This window comes from Streptomyces capparidis (genome assembly GCF_054782095.1).
The window spans coordinates 237,864-257,629 of record NZ_BAAGTD010000002.1 but is presented as its reverse complement, the minus strand read 5'-3'; the positions used below and the strand labels follow the sequence as shown (position 1 = coordinate 257,629).

The window sequence follows — 19,766 nt, the reverse complement described above, 5'->3', positions numbered from 1 at the left end:
GTCCGCTCCTTCCTCCGGGCGGGCGCCGCCGTTCGCGGCGGCGCGCCCGGTTCAGAACAGGACGCCGCCGATGATCGGCTCGGCGGAGTGGGCCTCCACCTCGGGGGCGTGGGCGTCCATGCGCTCCTTGACGGAGGTCAGCACCGCGACCTCGTCGGCGGACAGGCCGGCCAGCACCTCGCGCTGCCCGTCCGGGAGCGCGTCGACGGGGAAGCCCGCGTCGCGCAGCGCGGCCAGGTTCCCGGCCGTCTCGTCGTGGGGGGACATCGTCTTCCTCCGTTGGTCGTCGGGCGGCGGGTGCCTGCCGCGCGGGGTGCCGGGCAGCGGCCGGTCCACCCCGCGCGGCGGGCGGGCGGTGTCACCAGATGACGACGCCGATGTCGGTGCCCTCGTTCTCCTTCTCCGTGTGCGCCTGGACCTCGACGGCCGCCTCCATGCGCTCCTTGACGGAGGTCAGCACCGCGACCTCCTCCGCGGACAGGCCGGCCAGCACGTCGCGCTGGCTCTCCGGGATCCGGCCGGTGGGGATGCCGGCGGCGTTGAGGGCGTTGAGGTTGTCGCTCATGGGTGCTCCTTCGGCTGTGGTGTGTGCGGCTGTGGTGTGCTCGGGTGTGGTGCCGGGTGGTGCCACCGGCGCGGACTGGCGCGCCGGAGTCGGTGCGGCCGGGCTCTTCGGGGCGGCCGGCCGGTCGGGGGAGGGGGCGGGCGCCGGGGCGCGGCGGCCGGTGCGCCACAGCCACAGCAGCAGCCCGATCACGGCGAGCCCGCCCCCGGCGTACATCAGGACGAAGGTGAGGCCCTGCCAGACCACCAGGGCCGCGCTCAGCGGCGGGGCGCCGAGCTGGAGGACGGTGGGCAGCACGCCGGTGGCCGCGGCGACCCGTCCCATCAGCCGCTCGGGTGTCTCGCGGCGCAGCACGTACGGGTAGACGACCATGATCCCGGAGGAGGCCAGGCCGATTCCGAAGGCGTAGACGGTCCACACCGCGCGCGGCCCCGACCACTCGGCGGCCACCGCCGCCCCGATGCCGCACACCAGCAGCCCGGTGGCGAACTGGCCCGCGCCCATGACCTTGAACGGGTCGAGTCCGCGGCCCCACTGCGCGGTGGCGAACGCCCCGCACATGGCGCCCGCGCCGACGGACGCGACCACCAGGCCGAGCGTGGACTCGTCGATGCCCAGCTCCATCAGCGCCAGCGGGGAGAGGGTGTCGAAGGTGAGGACCAGGAAGAGCGTCGCGGCCATGCTGAGGGTGACGGTGAGCAGCGCCGGGCTGCGCGCGATGAACCGCAGCCCCTCGGCGAACTCCGCCCACAGGCCCCGCGCCCGCCCGCCCCGGCCGCTGCCCGCCGCCCCGGCGGGCCCGTCGCCGGGGGCCGGCTCCGGGGCCCGCGGCGGCAGGTCGAGCCGGGACAGGAACGCCACCGACACCAGGAAGGTCAGCGCGTCCACGGCGAACGCGCCGCGCACGCCGATCCCGGCGACCACCAGGCCGCCCAGCGCGGGCCCGACGACCTTGGCGATCTGCCCGGTGAACACCCCGAGCGCGGTGGCCTGGAGCAGGTCGTCCTTGGGCACGACCCGCACCACGGTCGCCTGGTAGGTGGGGTTGAACAGCGTCGAGCAGGCGTTCTTGCAGAACACCAGGACCAGCAGCACCTCGATGCCGGGCGCCGCCAGGTACCCGGCGACCAGGGCGCAGCGCGCCAGGTCGGTGAGGATCAGCACCCGCCGCTTGTCGGCGACCCGGTCGGCGAGCACCCCCGCCACCGGCGCGATCAGCACCCAGGGCGCCACCATGGCCAGGGCGAGCGCGGCCAGGTCGCCGGGGCCGCCGCCCCACCGGAAGCTGATCAGGACGATCAGGGCCAGGTAGTCCATCCAGTCGCCGATGGCGGAGACGGCGGTGCCGCCGTAGAGCAGGCGGAACCGGCGGTGGCGCAGTGGTGCGGCGAACTCGACGCGGGCCATGCTGGTCCTCCCTGCTCGGCGGGTCGGGGACGGCGGCTCGGGCGGTGGGCGCTCAGGCGGCGGGGGGTCGGGCGGTGGGCGCTCAGGCGGCGGGGGCGGGCCTCGGCAGCGGCGGGACGGTGCTGCGCGCGCCGGGGCCGAAGGCGTCCGCCAGGTCCCGGAACAGGGTGACCAGGGCGTCCATGGTGTGCAGCGCGGACAGCCCGAGGGCGCGCTCCTGAAGCTCCGTCAGCGGCAGGGCGTCGATCACCCGGAACAGCTCGTCGCGGTGCCTGACGTCCAGCGCGGAGTGCAGCCGCAGCGTGCGGAAGCCCTCCCGGGGCAGGCCGGTGCGGGCGCCGAGCAGCTCGGCGACCTCGCGGCTTGGCGGGTTGCCCTCGACCACCGCGATGTGCCCGAGCAGGGCGACCGGGTGGTAGTGCAGGATCCAGTAGTACTGGCTGCCGACCAGGGTGGCCACGGTGGCGCCGGGCAGGCGGCGCAGCGGCTCGTCCGGGTCGCGGCCGATCGCCGCCAGGTCCTCGCGCAGCCACTCGTCGTGGCCGCTCTCCTCGCGGATGTGCCGCTCCCAGTACGGCACCAGCAGCTCGCCGACCGGGTCGCCCCGCTCGGCCAGGGCCCGGGAGCGGGCCAGGGCGGCCTCCATCAGCGGGACGGTGGACCGGACCGTGGTGTGCAGCACGCACAGGTACTCCGGGTACAGCTCGGCCACCTCGGGCACCGACCACAGGCGGCGGCTGACGGCGCCGAACTCCGGCATCACCAACTGGATCTTGGCCCGCAGCCGGGCCGAGCAGCCGGTGCGCCGGTCCTGCCCGGGCCTGCCGTTCGTGTGCGCGGTCATCCCACTCGCTCCTCTCCCAGGACCCGGATCGCGTCGATCAGGCCGTCCCTCGGCTCCTCCGGCGCCCGCCGCGCCATCACCCAGCACAGCTCGCACACGCTGGCGAACTCCCGCCCCGCCAGGTCCTGGTAGCGCGGGTGGGCGGTGAGCAGCCCCGGGCCGACCGTCCCGATGGCGCGGTAGAGGGAGTCACCGGTGAAGCCGGACAGGGCCGCGGTGACCTCGGCGCGGTCCGCGCAGCGGCGGCGGATCCGGCGCGGCCCGGCGCCGGTGATCACCATCTCGTTGCAGCACATGACGGCGGTGCCGTCGTAGCGGATGACGGGCACGTTCGCGGTGGGGCACACCCCGAACGCCTCGGCCCTGCGGCGCGGGCGGGGGCGGCGGAACGCAGGCGACTCCAGGTCGCGGGCCCGGCCGTAGGGCAGCGGCGGGGCGGTGGCGACCTCGGCGTGGCTCGCCCAGTCCGCGCCGAACGCCAGCGTCAGCAGTTGCCCGGCGCGCTCCACCATCTCCGGCTCGTTGACGACCTGCACCACCAGCCACACGTCCTCGGCGGCGACCGTCCTGGCCGCCTCGGCGAACCGGTCCTCGTGCACGGACGCCTCGTGGTAGGCGTCCGTGCTGAGGTAGACGGCGCCGGCCCGGCGGATCACCGCCCTGGCCCACTGGGGCGCCCGCCCGGCCGTACCGGCGTCCTCGCCGCGCCCGCCCCAGAACCCGCTGGTGTACAGGATCAGCTCCTTGCCGGACTCGGTGATCCGGCGGGAGGCCAGCTCGAGGCCCCGGCGCTCCACGAACGGCTCACCGCCCGAGATGCCCACCACCTTCGCGGTGGGCAGCGCGCACAGGCCCTCGACGACCTCCTCGAACAGCGGGAAGTCGGTGATGCGCGGGCTGTCGGGGCGGGAGTCCACCGAGCAGTGGCCGCAGCCCACCGGGCACCGGTCGGTGATGAACAGCAGGGCCAGGGTGCCGCGTTCGCGCCGCCCCGCCTCCAGGTCGGCGAATCTCAGACGGCGCACGCCGGGCCTCCCACGATCCGGCCGGCGCGGTCGCCGGGGGTGTAGCCGAGCGTCAGCAGCTCGGCGTATCTGCGGGTGCCGAAGGTCCGGGCCAGGCCCAGCGGCCCCGCCTCCCCGACCAGCTCGGCGATGCGCTCCTCCAGCAGTTGGGTGCCGGGGGCGTCCATGAACCGCTCCGCCTCGGCCACCGCGGCGGGGTCCTCCGACAGGGCGTGGCAGCTCTCGCAGTAGCCGGAGCAGACCCGCCCGCCGGTGCGCTCCGCCAGGTACTTCGGCCCGAACGCCCGCACCCCGCGCAGCAGGTGACGGGTGCGCTGCCGCCGCGCCACGGCGGGCCAGCCGTCGGTGGCGGCGTGCCCGAGCCGCAGGTGCGCGGGCAGGCGCCCGCCGAGGCCGTCCACGACGTTCTGGTTGCAGCAGGCCACGATCGTGCCGTCGAAGGACACCAGCGGCCAGGACGCGATCTCGCACGGCACCGGGTCCGCGCGGTACGGCCCGCCCGCCCCGGCCGCCCGGTCCGGCCCCGGCCGCAGCTCGGGCAGCCACTCGGTGGCCCGTCCCGCGTTGCCGACCAGGGACACCCACACCGGCGCCCGGTCCTCCAGGGTGGTCCTGATGTCGTCGGTGACCTCCGCCAGGTACGGGTCGTCCTCGTCCATCCCCACCACCTGGAGGCTGACGTCCTTGCCCTCGTCCAGCAGCTCCCGCAGCACCCGCAGCACCGCCGCGCGGGGCACCTGCTCCTCGTGGAAGACGTCCAGGCTGGCCGAGAAGTGGTCCACGGCGTCGATGGCCCGGCGGATCCGGTCCGGGATGCGGCGCTGCCGGGCGAAGAACATCCCCGACAGGATGTGGCTGCGGCTGCCCGCCTCCGCGGCCCGCCGCGCGATCCGCTCCACCAGCCCCGGCCGCAGCAGCACCTCGCCGCCGGACATCAGCACGAACTCCGGGCGCTCCTGCGGGGTGAAGGTGCCCACGAACCGCTCGAACATCGCCGCCGAGTGCTCCTCGCTGTCCAGCGTGGACTCGGTGGAGCAGTGCCGACAGGACAGCGGGCAGCGCCGCGTCAACGCCAGCATCACCCCGGCGCCGGGGGTCGCGCGGGCCTGCATCACGTCCATGAGATGCACGGATGGCTCCTTCTTCCGAGGGGCGCTGGGGTGGGGTGCCGGTTCGCGGCGGGGCGGCTCCGGGCCCGGGGGCGGGTTGGGGCTCGGGGCTCGGGGCGCATTGGGGCTTCGGCTCGCGGCTTCGGCTCGCGGCTCGCGGCTCGCGGCTCGCGGGCTTCGGCTCGGGAGGGGCGGGCCCCCGGGGGGCCCGCGTGGTGGATGCGTCGTCTTAGAAGTCGTACGTGGTCCTGGGTACGGGTCCTGGGTGTACGGGCGGCCTCGGGTGCGGACGGCCCCGGGGGTGCGGACGTCCGGCGCCCGGGCCTCCCGCGCGGCCCGCCGCCCACCCGGACACCGCGGCGGCGGGCCGGCGAGGGCGGCGGTGAGCGGGAGGTCCGGACGCCACCCCGCTCACCGCCGGGCACGCTCCGATTCTGCTGACGCGGCACCGCGGGCAGGTATCCCAGTTCCCTGGCAGGCAGGGCACCGCCCCCGCCGCCACCGGTCCGCCCGAACCGGCAGATCCCTGCCATGCCACCCCATGCCCCCAGGGCATCCCCACCCACCCGGCGCACCCTGAGACCCCCACCGCGCGGGCGTGCGCCCCTCCGGGCCGCGGGGCTACCCTGCTCCCCGAGAGCCACCCGCGCGGCGGGGGCCGCGGCCCGGGGGGAAGGAGCCGCCCGTGAGCGGACCAGCACGACCGGGCGAGCGCCGGGCCCCGTCACCCGCGTCACCCGCGTCATCCCCGTCGCCCAGGCCGTCCGCGTTGTCCGGGCCCTCCGTGTTACCCGCGCCGCCCACGCCCGCTACACCACCCACGCCCGCGAAGTCCCCCGTATCCGCGACACCCCTCGCGTCACCGGCGCCGCGGCCCTCCACGCCACCGCAGCCGCCCACGCCCCCCGCCTCTCCCCCACCCCCACCCCCACCGGACCCGCCCCGTGGGTGACGTGGCGGCGTTCCTCCCGACGCTGGTCGCCGCGCTGATGGCCGGGTACGAGCTGCGGATGGCCCGCGGCGGCCACGCCAGCCGGGTCTCCAAGCTGCTCGCCGGGTTCGGCCTGTGCGTGGGCGCGGCCATGGCCGTCCGCACGTCCGTCGTCACCGGCGCGCTGGAAGCGGTCTCCCCCGTGCCCAACACGGCGTTCCTGCTCGGCCGGGAGCTGATGATCGCCTCCCTGTGCCTGCTGGCCCTCACCGCCCTCACCCTGGAGCCCGCGGACGCGCGCCGCCTCGCCCGCCGCTGGCACCTGCCCCTCACCGCCGTCACCGCGGCGGGCTGCGCCGTGCTGCTCGTCGCCGCGCACACCGGCTTCCGGGACGGCGCCGTGGTCGCGCACGGCACCGGCAGGGCCGCGGTGATGGCCTTCGACTCCCTGTACGGGCTGTACAGCCTGTGGGCGCTGACGCTGTTCCTGCTGGTGGTGCCCAGACATGTGCGCCACGTCGGCCCCGGGCACCTCAGGGTGGGCCTGGTCCTGATCACCGCGGCCGTAGCGGTCGGCATGCTGTGGGCGCTGTGGGGCGCGGAGGGCGTCAGGAGCATGGCGCTCACCGGGCGGCGCGGCGCGGGCGACGACCCCGTCGCCGTGACCCTGAGCGCTGTGTGCCTGGGCCTCGGCGTGCTGGGCGCGACCGCGGCCCGGTGGGGCGCGGCCCTGACCGCGCCGACGCGCTGGTTGCGGGCCTACCGCCGCCACCGCGCGCTGGAGCCGCTGTGGTCGGCGCTGCACGCCGCCGTGCCCGGCATCGCCCTGCCGGACCGGGCCACGGGCCGGTCCCTGCCGCCCCGCGACGCCGAGTTCGCCCTCTACCGCCGCGTCATCGAGATCCGCGACGCCTACCTCGCCCTGCGCCCCTACCGGCACCCCGACACCCCCGCCTGGACCGCGGACGCGGCCGCCCGGCACCCCGTCCCGGCGTCCGCGCTGGCCGCCGCGCAGGAGGCGGCGGCGCTCGCCGCGGCCGTGGAGTGCACCCGGGCCCGCGTCGCCTGCGGCCCCGGCGGCAGCATCGGGCAGGCCCCGCGGGCGGACACGTTCGAGGCCGAGGTGGGCTGGCTGCTCCAGGTCAGCGAGGCGTTCGCCCGCTGCCCGCTGGTCGAGGACGTCCGCGCGCGGACCAGGGCCCGGGTGGGCGGGACCTGAGCGACCGGCACCGTCCGCCCGCGGGGAAAACCGCTGGCCGCCCGGCCGCCCCCGCCGCCAGCATGACCGTATGACAGCAGGCCACCACCTGGTGGAGCGGCACTCCATCCTCTCCGTGGTCGTCGGCTCCCGCGCCCACGGCCTGGCCACCGCCGACTCCGACACCGACCGGCGCGGCGTCTACGTCGCCCCCACCACCGCCTTCTGGCGCCTGGCCAAGCCGCCCACCCATGTGGACGGCCCCGGGCCGGAACGGTTCAGTTGGGAGGTGGAACGGTTCTGCGAACTCGCCCTGACGGCGAACCCCAACCTGCTGGACGTCCTGCACAGCCCGCTGGTGGAGCACCTCACCCCGCTCGGCGCCGAACTGCGCGACCTCGCCCCCGCGTTCCTCTCCCGCACCGAGGTCCACCGCACCTACTCCCGGTACGCGCACGCCCAGTTCGCCAAGGCCCGCGCCCGCAGGGAACGGGAGGGCGCGCCCCGCTGGAAGCACGTCCTGCACATGCTGCGCCTGCTCGCGGCGGGCGCGGAACTCCTGGAGACCGGCACCCCGCGCCCGGACGCGGGCCCCGACCGCGACCGCCTCCTCGCGGTCCGCCGCGGCGAGGTCCCCTGGGAGGAAGTCACCACCTGGCAGTCCCGCCTCACCACCCGCCTCGACGACGCCCTCACGACCAGCCCTCTCCCCGAACACCCGGACACCGCGCGTGTGGAGGGGTGGCTGGTGTCGGTGCGGCGGAGAGGGCTGCCGGGCGGGTGACGGGCGCCCGCACGGCGGCGGCCCTCCGCGCCGCCCGTGCCGCTCAGGTCAAGAAGATCAGGTACAGATCCCACCCGCCGTTCTTCGCCACGCACTCGTAGTCGTCGGAGCCACCGGGGTGCGTCGGGTACAGGTAGGACTCGCCCACGGCGACGCACTCCGAGAGGTGCTGGTAGTGCCCGTGGTACTGCCAGTAGTCCATCACCCGGGCACTCACCGCCCCCGCCTCCTGCCCCGCGGGCGCGGCCACCGCCGCCCCGCCACCGAGCACGAGCCCGGCACCCATCGCAGCCGCGACGACCCCCGCACGCACCCGAGATCGCATCACAAGAACCCTCCTCACCCGCACCCAACAACGCAGTAAGCGCTTTCATTAAAGGCCGCCGGACGCTCTCAGACCAGAGGTGCGACCACACCCCGTCACCCGGCCGCCCAACGCCCCCTCACCCCTCCCCCTCCCCGACCCGAGTGCCCACAGGGCGAGCGTGCGGGACACCGAGTACCCAATTGGCGGTGGAGTCACCGGACGGGTTGCCGCAGTGATGGCCCACTACAAGCAGCACATGCCGAGCACAGTGGAGATCCGGCTCCACGACACACCGCTCTACAACTCCATCTACCGTTTCGACGAGGAAATGATCGTCAACGACCATGTCTACGGCGTGCTGGCGGCATTCACGCCCTGTCTACACCTACGCCGCATGGACGGCTCCTACTTCAATACCTACATCGAGTCATACGAGCGCGTATGGGCCTCGGCCCGGTCCCCTGCCCACACCGAGACGGAGGCGCTCCGGGCCCGCATCGGGGAGGTACCGTCCGTGCCGCCGACGGGGCTGCGGGCGGCCTCGTCAAGACGGACGACGGCACGAAAGCAACGGAAGCACGGGTTTCCTCGACCGACTCGGTTGGCGGACACCGCTGACTAAGCTGTGCCCATGGCGACAGAAGCACCACCGGTGGCGGCGGACCTCGTACTCCGGGCGGAGGCGCGAAGGAAACTGTCGTCGGCGGGGCTCGACCGCGAGCAGCGCGCGAAACTGGGCCAGTACTTCACGCCCGCCCCCGTCGCTGACTTCATCGCCTCGCTCGTCAGGCCGCAGGCTGCGGGCGTCATCCGCGTTCTCGACCCCGGCGCCGGGACCGGTTCCCTCACGGCGTGCCTCCTCACGCGGATCCTGCGCGACCGCCCTGGGACGCGGATCAGCGTGACGGCGTGCGAGGTGGATCCGCGGCTGCACGGCGCCCTGGAGGCCACCCTCGAAGACTGTGCCGACACAGCCCGCACACTCGGCAGTCACGTCGAGGTGAACCTCGTACGAGGCGACTTCATCGCATGGGCCACCGAGTCCGGCGGATTGTTCGGGGAGGCTCGCGGGCCGTTCGACATAGTGATCATGAACCCTCCGTACCGGAAGCTCGCCGCGAACTCCCGCGAACGTCGGGCAGTGGCAGCAGCATGCACCGAGACGTCGAATCTGTACTCGGCGTTCATGGCCCTCGGCGTCCACCTCCTCGCCCCTGGTGGCCAACTGGTGGCCATCACACCCCGAAGCTTCGCCAACGGGGCCTACTTCCGGCCGTTCCGCAGGTACTTCCTCAGTCGCATGCACATCGACCACGTGCATGTGTTCGAGGCTCGGAACGAGTTGTTCGCCGAAACCGAGGTACTGCAAGAGAACGTGGTCGTCTCGGCCACCCGCACGGATTCCGCGAAGCGCGGCACAGTGACAGTGTCGACCAGCAGGAACCTCTCCGGCGAGCTGCGCAGCCGTACCGTCCGGTACGAGGACATGGTGCACCCGGCGGATCCCGAGCACTTCGTCCACATCAGCGCGGACGAGGAGGACGCCCAGCTGGCTGCGGCGCACGCGAATCTACCGGCCACTCTCTCCGAGCTCGACTGCCAGGTTTCCACGGGCCGTGTTGTGGACTTTCGCAGCAAGGAACACCTGCGCCTCCTACCGACAGGCGGGGCGGTGCCTCTCATTTACCCCCTGCACATGAGAGCGGGTGGAATCGTCTGGCCTGTCTCCGGGAGCAAGAAGAACAACGCCATCATGCTCAACGGAGAAACCGAGAGGATGACGTTCCCATCCGGTTATTACGTCGTGGTCAAGCGCTTGTCCTCCAAGGAGGAGAAGCGCCGGGTCGTGGCTTCCGTGTTCGATCCGGAGGAGACGGCGTGCGAGCGGATCGGCTTCGAGAATCACGTGAACGTCTTCCACAGCGGTGGCGAGGGCATCGAGAAGGAGGTGGCACGCGGCCTCTGCCTCTGGTTGAACTCCACCATCCTGGATCGCTTCATCAGACGGTTCAGCGGACACACGCAGGTCAACGCCACGGACCTGCGGAACCTCCGCTACCCCGGCAGGTCTCAGCTGGCCGCCATCGGCCGCGACTGGCCGCAGGGCACGCTGCCCGACCAGAACGTGATCGACGATCTGGTCGAGCACCACTTGCATCAGGCGCCGTTCCAGCCGGGCCCTCGCGATGACTGCCTCCGATGCCAGCCGCCCACCCTTCCTGGAAGGTGACCGGAGTCGGGCCCCTGCGCGCGAGCCGTCGAACCACACTCTCGGAGAGATCAGGTAAGTGGCTGAGGAACACCAGGGGAAGAAGGTCGCGGAAGCCAAAGAGGTTCTCGCGGCCATGGGCATGCCCAAGCAGCAGCAGAACACACGTACCGCCCTTGTGCTGCTTTCCATGTTCGACCTCCGCCCGGCACAGGAGTGGGCGGAGGTCAAGTCGAACACACTCGGCATCACCGAATGCATGGACTGGATGGCCGAAAACTACCCGGACATCCCCAAGGGGCGGAAGGATCCGACCAGGTACGCGCCGAACAGCCGAGAGTCCGTGCGCAAGGAGTCCGTACACCAACTGGTCTCCGCCGGAATCCTGCTCAAGAACTCCGACGCACCGGGCAGGGCCAAGAACGACAAGAACAACTGTTACCACCCGAACCCCATGGCCGTCGCTGCTCTGGCCACGTTCGGCACCCCTGCCTGGGATCAGGCTCTGGAGGAGCTCCACGCGCAGTGCGGGAAGCTCCGCGAGAGCTGGGCAGCCGAACGCAAGGCGCACCGAGTCCCTGTGGTACTTCCCGACGGAACCGTCGCGTCCTTGAGTCCTGGCGATCACAGCGACCTCATCAGGGACATCGTCGAGTCCTTCGCCCCGCAGTTCACCCCCGGCGGCACTGTGGTGTACCTGGGTGACACCGGATCCAAGTGGATCGTCGAAAAGCCGGAGTATCTGGCGGATCTGGGCGTAGTGGTCGACCCGCACGGCAAGATGCCGGACGTGGTGATCCACCACACCGAGAGGGACTGGCTCGTACTGGTGGAAGCAGTCACCTCCACAGGACCCGTCAACAGCCTGCGGATGGCCCAGCTCAAGGAATTGTTCGCCGGTGCCCGCCCGGGCCTCGTGTTCGTCACCGCGTTCCGGACGAAGAAGAAGTTCAGGCAGTTCGCGACCGACATCGCCTGGGAAACGGAAGTCTGGATCGCAGAGGACAGCACGCACATGGTCCACTTCAACGGCGAGCGCTTCCTGGGTCCGTACGGTCAGCCTGAGTGAGCGGCTCACCCCGGGACTCGACACCGACTTCCCTTCCTGCCCCGCCGCCCCTCACCCCACCCCCCACCTCCGCAGCACCCCGCCGTCCCTCGTCAGCCACGTTCCGTCGCCAAGGGCCGTTACGGGGTTGGTCGTCGGGACGGGGTAGCGCAGCCGCCCCAGGGGGTGGAGGGTGTCCGCGTCGTGGAGCCAGTGGGACGGGGTGAGGGGGCCTTCGCGGGGGAGCCAGTCGGAGGTGACCAGGACGTGGGCGGGGCCGAGGGGGTGGGCGTCGTCGTAGTCGTCCTCCTCGGGGTGCCAGGAGAGGGTGGTCAGGTCGAGGGCCGCGGTGCGGGTGGGGTCGTGGACGTCGTGCCAGGCCAGTTCGTACTGGTCGTCGTCCGGCAGGAGGTGCTCGGCGCGGCGCAGCGTCAGGGTCCGGGCGGTGCCGGGCAGGAAGCCGACGGCCTCGTGGTACGCCGTCCCGCCGAGGGTGCGCCCGGCGGTGTCGCACCAGTACGTGGTCCAGCTATACCAGGGGGTCCAGCAGGAGGCGGTGAACACCGTGCCGTCCGGGTGCCAGCGCAGGGTGACGGCGCCGGAGAGGGCCGCGACGGGGCGGCGGGCGCGGACCTCGCCGGTGGCCGCGTCGATCAGGAGCAGCCGGTCCTGGCCGTAGCGCACCCGGGGCGGGCCGTCGTGGACGGCCACCTCGCCGGGCTCGCCGTCGGCCAGGCGGTGCGGGACCACGGCGGCGACCCAGGTGCCGCAGGGGCTGACGGCCGGGGCGCCGGGGGGCCGGGGCGGGGTGTGGCCGCCGTGCCAACCGTCGTGCGGCAGGCGCCAGCGCGGTGCCCCGTCGGCGGTGCGGGCGGCCAGCGCCGCGCCCTCGGCGAGGACGAACCCGCCGTCGGGGGCGACGGCCGCGCGGGTGCGGGGTGGCAGGTGGAGGCGGGACAGCGGCTCGCGCGCGCCGGAGAGGAACGCGTCCCGTGCGTGCACCTCCACCACCTCCCGGGTCCGCACGGCGAGCCGTCCGCCGGGGAGCGGCTCGACCGTTCCGGCGGGGGCGGGGGTGGCGCCCAGCGGCACGGCGTCGATCCGCGCCAGGCGGGGGTCGGTGCCGGGGCGGGGAGGGTGCGGCGAGTCGGCCATGCGCGGCAGGCTACGGCCCACGCCCCGGCGTCGGCCCCCGGCGGCGGTCAGCTCGCCTGGGCGGTGGGCATGATGGTGACCTGCTGGAGGTTGGCCCGCGGCGGGAGGCTCGCGAGGAAGCCGATGGTCCGCGCGACGTCCTGGGGCGTGAGCCACTCCATCGTCTCCTTGGAGCTCTCCAGCCACCGCAGCGCGCCCTCGTCGGTGACGTGGTCCTGTAGTTCGGTGCCGACGATGCCCGGCTCGATCGCCGAGACCCGGACGTTCTTCGCGCCCAGTTCGGCGCGCAGGTGCCGGGAGAGGTGGGTGACGTACGCCTTGGTCGCGGAGTAGACGGCGAAGTTCGGGAAGATGTTCCGCGCCGCGATCGACGAGGTGTTGATCAGGTCGGCCACCCCGCGCTCACCGGCGGCCCGGACCAGTTGGGGGGTGAACGCGCCGATGACGTTCATCAGGCCGGTGACGTTGAGGTCGATCTGGCGCTGCCACTGGTCGGTGGCCAGTTCCTCGATCGGGGCCGGGAGCATGACGCCCGCGTTGTTGAGGAGCAGGTCGGCGCCGCCCAGCTCGGCCGACACCCGGTCGGCGGCGGCCCGGACCGCCGCGGCGTCGGTCACGTCCACGGCCAGGGCCAGGGCCTCGCCGCCGTTCTTCCCGATCCGGGCGGTCAGCTCGTGCAGCCGCTCCGCGCGCCGCGCCAGGACGGCGACGCGGGCGCCCAGTTCGGCCAGGTGCTCGGCCGCGGCCTCGCCGATGCCGCTGGAGGCGCCGGTGACGACCGCGACACGGCCGGCGAGGGGACGGGCGTGGGTCTGCGTGGTCATGGTGCACACCTTCCGGGGTGAGTGGGGAGTGAGGCGCGGGGCGACGGCCGGTCGCCGTTCCCGCCACAACCAGAACACCAGCCGCCACGGCCTTCCGGGGCGCCGGAAAGCGCCCTGACCGGGCAGGTATCGGCGAGGCAGGTACTGGCAGGGCCACCCGGGCCCGGGGCCGTGCCCCGCCCGGCTTGGCACACTGAGGGCATGGAGGACCGTCGCCGCGAGCTCGCCGATTTCCTGCGCTCACGCCGTGCCCGCACCACCCCGGAGCAGGCGGGGCTGCCCGCCGACGGCCGGGCCCGCCGCGTGCCCGGCCTGCGCCGTGACGAGGCCGCCCGCCTGGCCGGGGTCAGCACCGAGTACTACACCCGGCTCGAGCAGGGCCGCGCGCACAACCCCTCCCCCGAGGTCGTCGAAGCCTTGGCGAGCGCCCTCCACCTCGACGCCTCCGAGCGGGAGCACCTCACCGACCTGCTGGCCCGCCCCGCCACCGCCCGCCGCGCAGCGGCCGCCCCCCAGCGGGTCCGTCCCGGACTGCACCTGATGCTGCACACCCTGGAGCACGTGCCCGCCTTCATCCTCGGCCGCCGCACCGACGTCCTGGCCTCCAACCGCCTCGCCCGAGCCGTCCTGACCGACTTCGACGCCCTCCCCGCGCCCCGGCGGAACCTGGCCCGCTACTACCTGCTGGACCCCGAGGCCCGCGAGCGCGTCGGCGACTGGGAGCGGATCGCCGCCGAGACCGTCGCCATGCTCCGCCTGGAAGCCGGCCGCCACCCGCACGACCGGCAGCTCGCCGACCTGGTCGGCGAGCTCACCCTGAAGTCGCCACGGTTCTCCACCTGGTGGAACGACCACCGCGTGCTGCGCCGCACCCACGGCACCAAGTCCTACCGCCACCCCCTCGTCGGCGACCTGCACTTCTCCTACGAGTCCTTCCAGGCGCCCGGCGACACCGACCAGACCCTGTGCGTCTACAACGTGGAACCGGGCTCCGCCACCGCCGAGGCCCTCACCCTCCTCACCAGTTGGACCGCCCCGCAGCCCGACGCGCCGGGCCGCACGCAGCATCAGGGCTGAGCCCGCTGCGGAAAAGGGTTCCGCGGGGCGTGCCGGGTTGGGGCACAGTGCCCTCATGGACCGGCGTGGGTTGCGGGTGGACGGGACGATCGCGCGGGAAGGAGCGCTGCGGCGGGTGCCGGAGGTGTTCCGGCCGGTGGTCGCGGCGGCGCGGCGGCGGGTCGGGGCGGCGTTCGAGGAGCGGCTGCACAGCGCCTACCTGTACGGGAGCGTGCCCCGGGGCACCGCCGTGCCGGGGGTGTCCGACCTGGATGTGATGGTGGCGCTGCGGGCGGAGCCGGACGAGGGTGACCGGGCGCGGGCACGGGCGGTGGAGGCGGCACTGGACGACGAGTTCGCCGAGGTCGCCGGGGTGGGGGTGCTGGTGTTCGGGGTGCCCACGCTGCTCAGTGAGCTGGAGCGGCACGACCTCGGCTTCTTCGTCGCCTGCCTGTGCACGCCGCTGCTGGGGGAGGACCTGGCGGCGCGCCTGCCCCGCTACCGGCCCACGGCCCTGCTCGCCCGGGAGACGAACGGCGACCTCGGCCTCGCGCTGCCGCACTGGCGGGAGCGGGTGGCCAGGGCCTCGGCGGAGGCGGAGGTGCGGGCGGTGGCCCGGGAGGCGGGGCGACGGATCACCCGGACCGGGTTCACGCTGGTGATGCCCCGGTGGGGCGGCTGGACCAGCGAACTGGAGGAATGCGCCGAGATCTTCGCACGGCACTACCCCCGGCAAGCCGCCCCGATGCGCCTCGCGTCCCGTACCGGCCGCACCCCCGTGGCCGACCCCGCCGTGCTCACCGTCCTCCTGGACGAGCTGGGGCCGTGGCTGGCCGGGGAGTACCTGGCCGTCCACGGGGAGAAGGCGCCTCGGCCGTGAGGGCACGGGCTGGTGCGGCCCGGCCCCGTGCCCGGCCGCCGAGGGCCGTCTACCCCCGCCCCGTCCCCGTCGCCGTCCCCGCCAGGATCCAGCCGGCTATCTCCACGCGGGAGGTGCAGCCGAGCTTCTTCATGGTCTCGCGGATGTGGTTCACCACCGTCCACTCCGAGATCGCCAGGCGCCTGGCGATCTGCTTGTTGCTCAGGCCGTCCGCGATGAGTAACGACACCTGGGTCTGGCGGGGGGTGAGCGGTCCCGCGGGGCGGGAGTCGAGGGTGGCGGGGGGCGGGTCGGCGGGTGGGGCGGCGAAGTCGTGGAGGAGGGTGGGCAGGGGGGTGGCGGCGCCGTCGCGGAGGGCGGCGAGGAAGTCCCGCTCGTCCAGCAGGCCGCGCAGGTGGCGCTCGGCGCGGGCGACCGTGAAGTCGGGGTCGGCGGGCTCGCCGAACAGGCCGGGGCGGGCGGCGTGGAAGCTGCCGAGCAGACGGGCGACGGCGGTGGCCCGCGCGGTGACGCCGGGCCGCAGGGGGCTGCCGAGGATGGTGGTGAACGCGCCCAGGACCGCGGGGGCGCCGAGGGTGCGCAGGTGGGCCATGGCGCGTTCGTAGTAGCCGTCGGCGACGGTGCGGCGGCCCTCGGCGGAGGCGTACACGCTCAGGTGCAGCAGGGCGGTGCCGACGGTGAGGATGTCGTGCCGGGCCAGGGCGGACGGCAGGACGTCGCCGGCGAGCGCGGTGGCCTCGGCGGTGCGGCCGTCCAGGAACTCGGCGAGGGAGGTCTCCAGGGCGGTGCGGGACGCGGCGGGCTCGTCGTCCCCGGCGCGGTACGCGGCCAGGGCGCGGCGCAGCAGGGCGATGCCCTCCGCGGGGCGGTGCGGGAGGGTGGCCAGGCCGCGGACGCGGTCCAGGCGGGCGGCGGGGCCGGTCACCCGGTCCAGCAGGGCGAGGGCGTTCTCCGGCTCCCCGGCGCGCACGGCGGCCTCCGCCAGGAGCAGGCACAGGCGGGCGCGGTCGGCCTCGGCGGCGGGCGCGGGGGCGGCGGCGAGGCGGTCGGCCCAGGGGAAGGGGGTGCCGAGGGCGTCGAAGTGGGTGCGGGCCTGCTCGGCGAGGTCCAGGGCGCGGGCCGGTTCGCCGTCGGTGAGCCGGGTCTCCAGGGCGGCGCGGATGTTGCGCTCCTCGGCGCGGAACGCGGTCAGGGCCGCGGCCTGGTCGCCGGCGTGGAGGGCCCGCGCGGCGTCGCGGGTCAGCCCCTCGTAGTAGCGGGCGTGCGCCAGGCGGGCGGCGCCGGGGTCGAAGCCGGGCGCGTCGGCGGGCGGGGGCGCGCCGAACGGCACGTGCAGCCGCACCCGGGTGAAGCCGCCGAGCCGGCCGGAGGGCAGCCCGGACAGGGCCAGCAGGTGCGCCTCGAGCAGGGTCTCCAGGGCGGCGGGGAACCGCGGCAGCGGCACGTCGGCGACGGCGCGCAGCGCCTCGGGGCCGAAACCGCCGGCGAACAGCCGCGCCGCGGCGAGCAGCCGCAACTGCTCGGGGGTCAGCCCGTCCCCCGCCGCGGGCCGGCCCGGGGTGTACGCGTGCAGCAGGCGGTGCGCGGGGTCGTCGGCGGCGTCCAGCACCTCGGGGCCCTCCAGCGCGGCGATCCGGGCGGCCCCGCACAGCTCGCCGGGGATGCCCCGCAGCTCGGCGACGGTGCGGGCGACGGCGCGGTGGTTGTCACGGCGCAGGGCGAAGCCGGGGTGCAGGGCGCGCAGGCACGCGGTGTACAGGAGGACGGACGGCACCCGGGCGAGGCCGTCGAGGTCCAGGGCGGAGCAGTCCAGCGGGACGGGCAGCGGGGCGAGGGAGTAGCGGTGCAGCGCGGTGGTGAGGGGGCGGCGGGCGGTGGCCAGGACGGTGACCCGGGCCGCGGCGGGGACGGCCAGCAGGGCCCGGTGGTCGGTGAGGTCAAGGCCGTCGATGACCAGCAGGCCGCCGGGGGTGAGCGCGGGGAGCAGCCGTTCCGCCTCGGCGGCCGGGTCGGGGTGCCGGGCCGCGTCGAGGACGGCCGTGGCGGCGCCGGTGCGCCGGGCGTGCTGGGCGGCGGCCGCGGCGGCCAGCCGGGTCTTGCCGAGGCCGGGGCCGCCGCACAGCAGCACGCCCCCGCAGGTGCCGTCGGCGAGGAGTCCGAGCAGGTCGGCGAGCTCCTCGTCGCGGCCGACGAGGTCGGCCGGGAAGGGGTCCGCCGCGGGTGCGGACGGTCTGGTCTGTGGTGCGGTGCTCAGTACAGGGATCGTCATGGACAGTGCCACCCACCCATCCGCAAGCCCGTGTGGATATTCAGCTTTATGTGATTCATTTGTGCTGATGAAGTGCCGATGGGCGTCAGCATCAACGGTTGGCTGGCAGTGTGTCAACCAGCGTGAATGAAGGCTGAGTTACTGTTCATCCCAGCAGAGTCCGGGTGGTCCCGGGCAGGCATCCGGCAGCGCACCCGGACAGGAGGTGACGGTGACGGCGGAGGAAGCCGCGGCGACCACGCTCGCCCAGCGCATCGACCGGCTGTTCGACCTCGTACGCCGCCCCGACCGGCAGCAGTACACCCACGAGGAGGTGGCCCGGGCCTGCCGGGCGGCCACCGGGGAGTCGTTCTCGGCCACCTACCTGTGGCAGTTGCGCACCGGGCGGCGGGACAACCCGACCAAGCGCCACCTCGAGGCGCTGGCCCAGTTCTTCCAGGTGCCGCCCGCCTACTTCTTCGACGACGAGCAGGGCGAGCGGGTCGCCCGCGAGGTGGAGCTGCTCGGGGCGCTGCGCGACGCGGGCGTGCGGGACGTGGCGCTGCGCGCCGTCAACCTCTCGCCCGAGGCGCTGGGCACCATCAGCGACCTGATCGACGTGATCGCCCGGCGGGAGCGCGAGGCCGCGCGGCGCGGCGGGCAGGCCGAGGGGGACGGCGACGGCGGTGACGGCAGCAGCGGTGGCGGTGACGGCGGCGGTGGCGGCGGCGGTGGCGGTGAGGTGGCCGGAACCCGCTGACAGCCACCCCGCACGACTCTGCCGGAAGGACCCGGGTGGCCGGATCCGGACGACGGGGTTCTGCCACTGTCGCCGCCGGGCCCGCGCCGCCTAGCGTCATCGGTACCACCCATCGCGGCGCCGGGACCTGCCCCCGGCGCCGCACCGGGCGGCGAGCGGGACAGGGCCGCGACGGCACGGCGTGCGGGCGCCGGGTCACTCCGGCCCGGGCGCGCCCACCAGCGGGCCCAGCGGCGACTGGTCCGGACGGGGGGCGGACCCGGAGCGCAGCGCCCGCCGCAGGATGAGGGAGGCCAGCAGTTCGGCCTCCCTCTCCTGCGGCTCGGAGTAGACGGTGCGGCCGAGCACCCGCCGCACCAGCGAGGGCGACAGGTGCGGCACCAGCGCCGGGTCGGGCGTGCCGTGGTGGCCGCACAGCAGGTGCGCCACCTCGTGCAGGATGATGTGCTGGCGGTGCAGGGCGGTGGTGTCGGCGGCGTAGACGATGTAGTCGGCCCGGTCCGTGGTGACCAGCAGCCCGCAGGGCACCGAGGGGCGCGCCGCCACCGGCATCAGCTCGATGGGCCTGCCCCGCCGCTCGGCCAGCAGGGCCACCAGCGCCTCGGCCCGGAAGGGGTGCGGCAGCGGCAGCTCCTCCGCGAGCCGCGCCGTGCGCCGCCGCAGTCGCCTCGACTCCCGGGCCTCGCCCCGTCGTCCCCGCGGGAGACGTACGCGCATGGACGGCTCCTCCCCCTCGGCGGAAAGCGGCGCACTTCCGCGCGCTCACGACTGTAGTACCGCCTGCCGCCTGTGCGGAGGCTTCAGTCCCGCTCGCGCCACACGGCGCTGTCCACGTAGTGGTTGTCGTACCGCCCGCCGGACGCGGCGATCTCCTTCGGGTCGGCCTCGCCGCGGTTCACCCGGTCCAGCAGGCGGTAGTAGCCGAACCGGTCCATGCCGGGCGTGAACGTCACCAGCACGTCGGCGTGCGAGCCGGGCGCGGGCGCGAAGGCGTGCGGGATGCGCGGCGGGACGACCAGGAAGTCACCCGTCTCCAGCACCTCGATCCGGTCGCCGAGCAGCACCTGGAGGCGCCCGGACAGGACGGTGAAGCACTCGCTGGCCCGGGTGTGGAAGTGCGGCGGCGCCCCGGCGGCGCCCTCGCTGAGGGTGGCGCGGTTGCAGGTCAGGGCCCCGTCGGTGCGGTCGGAGTCGGCGAGGAGGGTGATCAGGCTGCCGGGGGCGTCACTGAGGACCTCGGCGTCGGCGGTGCGGACGAGCACGGGAACGGACATGGTTCTCTCCCTGGGGTGGTGGTGCCGTTCGCGGCGGGCCCGCGGGGGCTCCGCCGTCTTCCACCACCGAATCTAGGCGCGCGGGTGACCGGGGCCGTGGTGCATTGCGGGGCCCGTTCCGTGGGTCAATCCGGCGCGGTCG

19 protein-coding genes are annotated in these 19,766 nt (G+C 74.5%); 8 read left to right on the top strand and 11 right to left on the bottom strand.

All coding sequences use genetic code 11. The annotated features are described in order from the left end of the window. Positions 1 to 51: 51 nt before the first annotated feature. The 5 genes from ACYVO2_RS03175 to ACYVO2_RS03155 all read right to left on the bottom strand — a co-directional run bounded on the left by ACYVO2_RS03175 (position 52) and on the right by ACYVO2_RS03155 (position 4,962). Positions 52 to 267 (bottom strand): aroma-sacti cluster domain-containing protein, encoded by a 216-nt coding sequence (locus tag ACYVO2_RS03175; protein WP_461005980.1) that lies wholly within the window; start codon positions 265 to 267, stop codon positions 52 to 54. A gap of 91 nt (positions 268 to 358) precedes the next feature. Next, a complete protein-coding gene (locus ACYVO2_RS03170) occupies positions 359 to 1,972 on the bottom strand; it encodes an MFS transporter (protein ID WP_461005979.1) in 1,614 nt (537 codons plus the stop codon). Positions 1,973 to 2,054: 82 nt separating this feature from the next. After that, a complete protein-coding gene (locus ACYVO2_RS03165; RefSeq protein ID WP_461005978.1) occupies positions 2,055 to 2,816 on the bottom strand; it encodes an iron-containing redox enzyme family protein in 762 nt (253 codons plus the stop codon). Continuing rightward, positions 2,813 to 3,841, bottom strand: coding sequence for a radical SAM protein (locus ACYVO2_RS03160; protein ID WP_461005977.1), 1,029 nt, complete (start codon positions 3,839 to 3,841; stop codon positions 2,813 to 2,815). Before ACYVO2_RS03160 ends, ACYVO2_RS03165 begins: the two co-directional genes overlap by 4 nt. Then, positions 3,829 to 4,962: a radical SAM protein gene (locus tag ACYVO2_RS03155; RefSeq protein WP_461006034.1), complete on the bottom strand. Its 1,134-nt coding sequence runs from the start codon at positions 4,960 to 4,962 to the stop codon at positions 3,829 to 3,831. The genes ACYVO2_RS03160 and ACYVO2_RS03155 overlap by 13 nt, the downstream gene beginning before the upstream one ends. Before the next feature lie 932 nt (positions 4,963 to 5,894). Between ACYVO2_RS03155 and ACYVO2_RS03150 the strand changes: the two genes are divergently transcribed. Both ACYVO2_RS03150 and ACYVO2_RS03145 read left to right on the top strand, forming a co-directional pair. Then, complete coding sequence (locus tag ACYVO2_RS03150) at positions 5,895 to 7,100, top strand: MAB_1171c family putative transporter (RefSeq protein WP_461005976.1); 1,206 nt, start codon at positions 5,895 to 5,897, stop codon at positions 7,098 to 7,100. A gap of 70 nt (positions 7,101 to 7,170) precedes the next feature. Then, a complete protein-coding gene (locus ACYVO2_RS03145; protein ID WP_461005975.1) occupies positions 7,171 to 7,863 on the top strand; it encodes a nucleotidyltransferase domain-containing protein in 693 nt (230 codons plus the stop codon). Between the two features lie 43 nt (positions 7,864 to 7,906). Here the strand turns inward: ACYVO2_RS03145 and ACYVO2_RS03140 are convergent, their stop codons facing one another. Beyond that, the gene (locus ACYVO2_RS03140; RefSeq protein ID WP_461005974.1) at positions 7,907 to 8,188 is read right to left on the bottom strand and encodes a hypothetical protein; all 282 of its coding nucleotides are present in this window, start codon (positions 8,186 to 8,188) and stop codon (positions 7,907 to 7,909) included. 160 nt (positions 8,189 to 8,348) lie between these two features. Here ACYVO2_RS03140 and ACYVO2_RS03135 point away from each other — a divergent pair, with 160 nt between their 5' ends. The 3 genes from ACYVO2_RS03135 to ACYVO2_RS03125 are packed head-to-tail and all read left to right on the top strand — an operon-like array spanning position 8,349 to position 11,448. Further along, entirely contained in the window at positions 8,349 to 8,792 is a 444-nt protein-coding gene (locus ACYVO2_RS03135) for a hypothetical protein (RefSeq protein WP_461005973.1), read from the top strand. Positions 8,793 to 8,801: 9 nt separating this feature from the next. Beyond that, a complete protein-coding gene (locus tag ACYVO2_RS03130; RefSeq protein WP_461005972.1) occupies positions 8,802 to 10,400 on the top strand; it encodes an Eco57I restriction-modification methylase domain-containing protein in 1,599 nt (532 codons plus the stop codon). Between the two features lie 58 nt (positions 10,401 to 10,458). Beyond that, positions 10,459 to 11,448: a BsuBI/PstI family type II restriction endonuclease gene (locus tag ACYVO2_RS03125; RefSeq protein ID WP_461005971.1), complete on the top strand. Its 990-nt coding sequence runs from the start codon at positions 10,459 to 10,461 to the stop codon at positions 11,446 to 11,448. Positions 11,449 to 11,499: 51 nt separating this feature from the next. On the opposite strand, the gene ACYVO2_RS03120 is transcribed toward ACYVO2_RS03125, so the two are convergent. Both ACYVO2_RS03120 and ACYVO2_RS03115 read right to left on the bottom strand, forming a co-directional pair. Then, on the bottom strand, positions 11,500 to 12,582 hold the full coding sequence (locus ACYVO2_RS03120; protein WP_461005970.1) for a hypothetical protein: 1,083 nt from the start codon (positions 12,580 to 12,582) through the stop codon (positions 11,500 to 11,502). Between the two features lie 47 nt (positions 12,583 to 12,629). Beyond that, entirely contained in the window at positions 12,630 to 13,406 is a 777-nt protein-coding gene (locus tag ACYVO2_RS03115; RefSeq protein WP_461005969.1) for an SDR family oxidoreductase, read from the bottom strand. A gap of 201 nt (positions 13,407 to 13,607) precedes the next feature. Between ACYVO2_RS03115 and ACYVO2_RS03110 the strand changes: the two genes are divergently transcribed. Both ACYVO2_RS03110 and ACYVO2_RS03105 read left to right on the top strand, forming a co-directional pair. After that, positions 13,608 to 14,483, top strand: a complete 876-nt coding sequence (locus ACYVO2_RS03110; protein WP_461005968.1) for a helix-turn-helix transcriptional regulator — start codon at positions 13,608 to 13,610, stop codon at positions 14,481 to 14,483. Between the two features lie 55 nt (positions 14,484 to 14,538). Next, positions 14,539 to 15,342, top strand: coding sequence for a nucleotidyltransferase domain-containing protein (locus ACYVO2_RS03105; protein WP_461005967.1), 804 nt, complete (start codon positions 14,539 to 14,541; stop codon positions 15,340 to 15,342). 49 nt (positions 15,343 to 15,391) lie between these two features. On the opposite strand, the gene ACYVO2_RS03100 is transcribed toward ACYVO2_RS03105, so the two are convergent. Further along, positions 15,392 to 17,611, bottom strand: a complete 2,220-nt coding sequence (locus ACYVO2_RS03100; protein ID WP_461005966.1) for a LuxR C-terminal-related transcriptional regulator — start codon at positions 17,609 to 17,611, stop codon at positions 15,392 to 15,394. A gap of 211 nt (positions 17,612 to 17,822) precedes the next feature. Between ACYVO2_RS03100 and ACYVO2_RS03095 the strand changes: the two genes are divergently transcribed. Further along, positions 17,823 to 18,350: an XRE family transcriptional regulator gene (locus tag ACYVO2_RS03095; protein ID WP_461005965.1), complete on the top strand. Its 528-nt coding sequence runs from the start codon at positions 17,823 to 17,825 to the stop codon at positions 18,348 to 18,350. A 195-nt stretch (positions 18,351 to 18,545) separates the two neighbouring features. On the opposite strand, the gene ACYVO2_RS03090 is transcribed toward ACYVO2_RS03095, so the two are convergent. Both ACYVO2_RS03090 and ACYVO2_RS03085 read right to left on the bottom strand, forming a co-directional pair. Further along, entirely contained in the window at positions 18,546 to 19,067 is a 522-nt protein-coding gene (locus tag ACYVO2_RS03090) for a ParH-like protein (RefSeq protein WP_461005964.1), read from the bottom strand. Between the two features lie 83 nt (positions 19,068 to 19,150). Further along, a complete protein-coding gene (locus tag ACYVO2_RS03085) occupies positions 19,151 to 19,624 on the bottom strand; it encodes a cupin domain-containing protein (protein WP_461005963.1) in 474 nt (157 codons plus the stop codon). Positions 19,625 to 19,766: the final 142 nt, after the last annotated feature.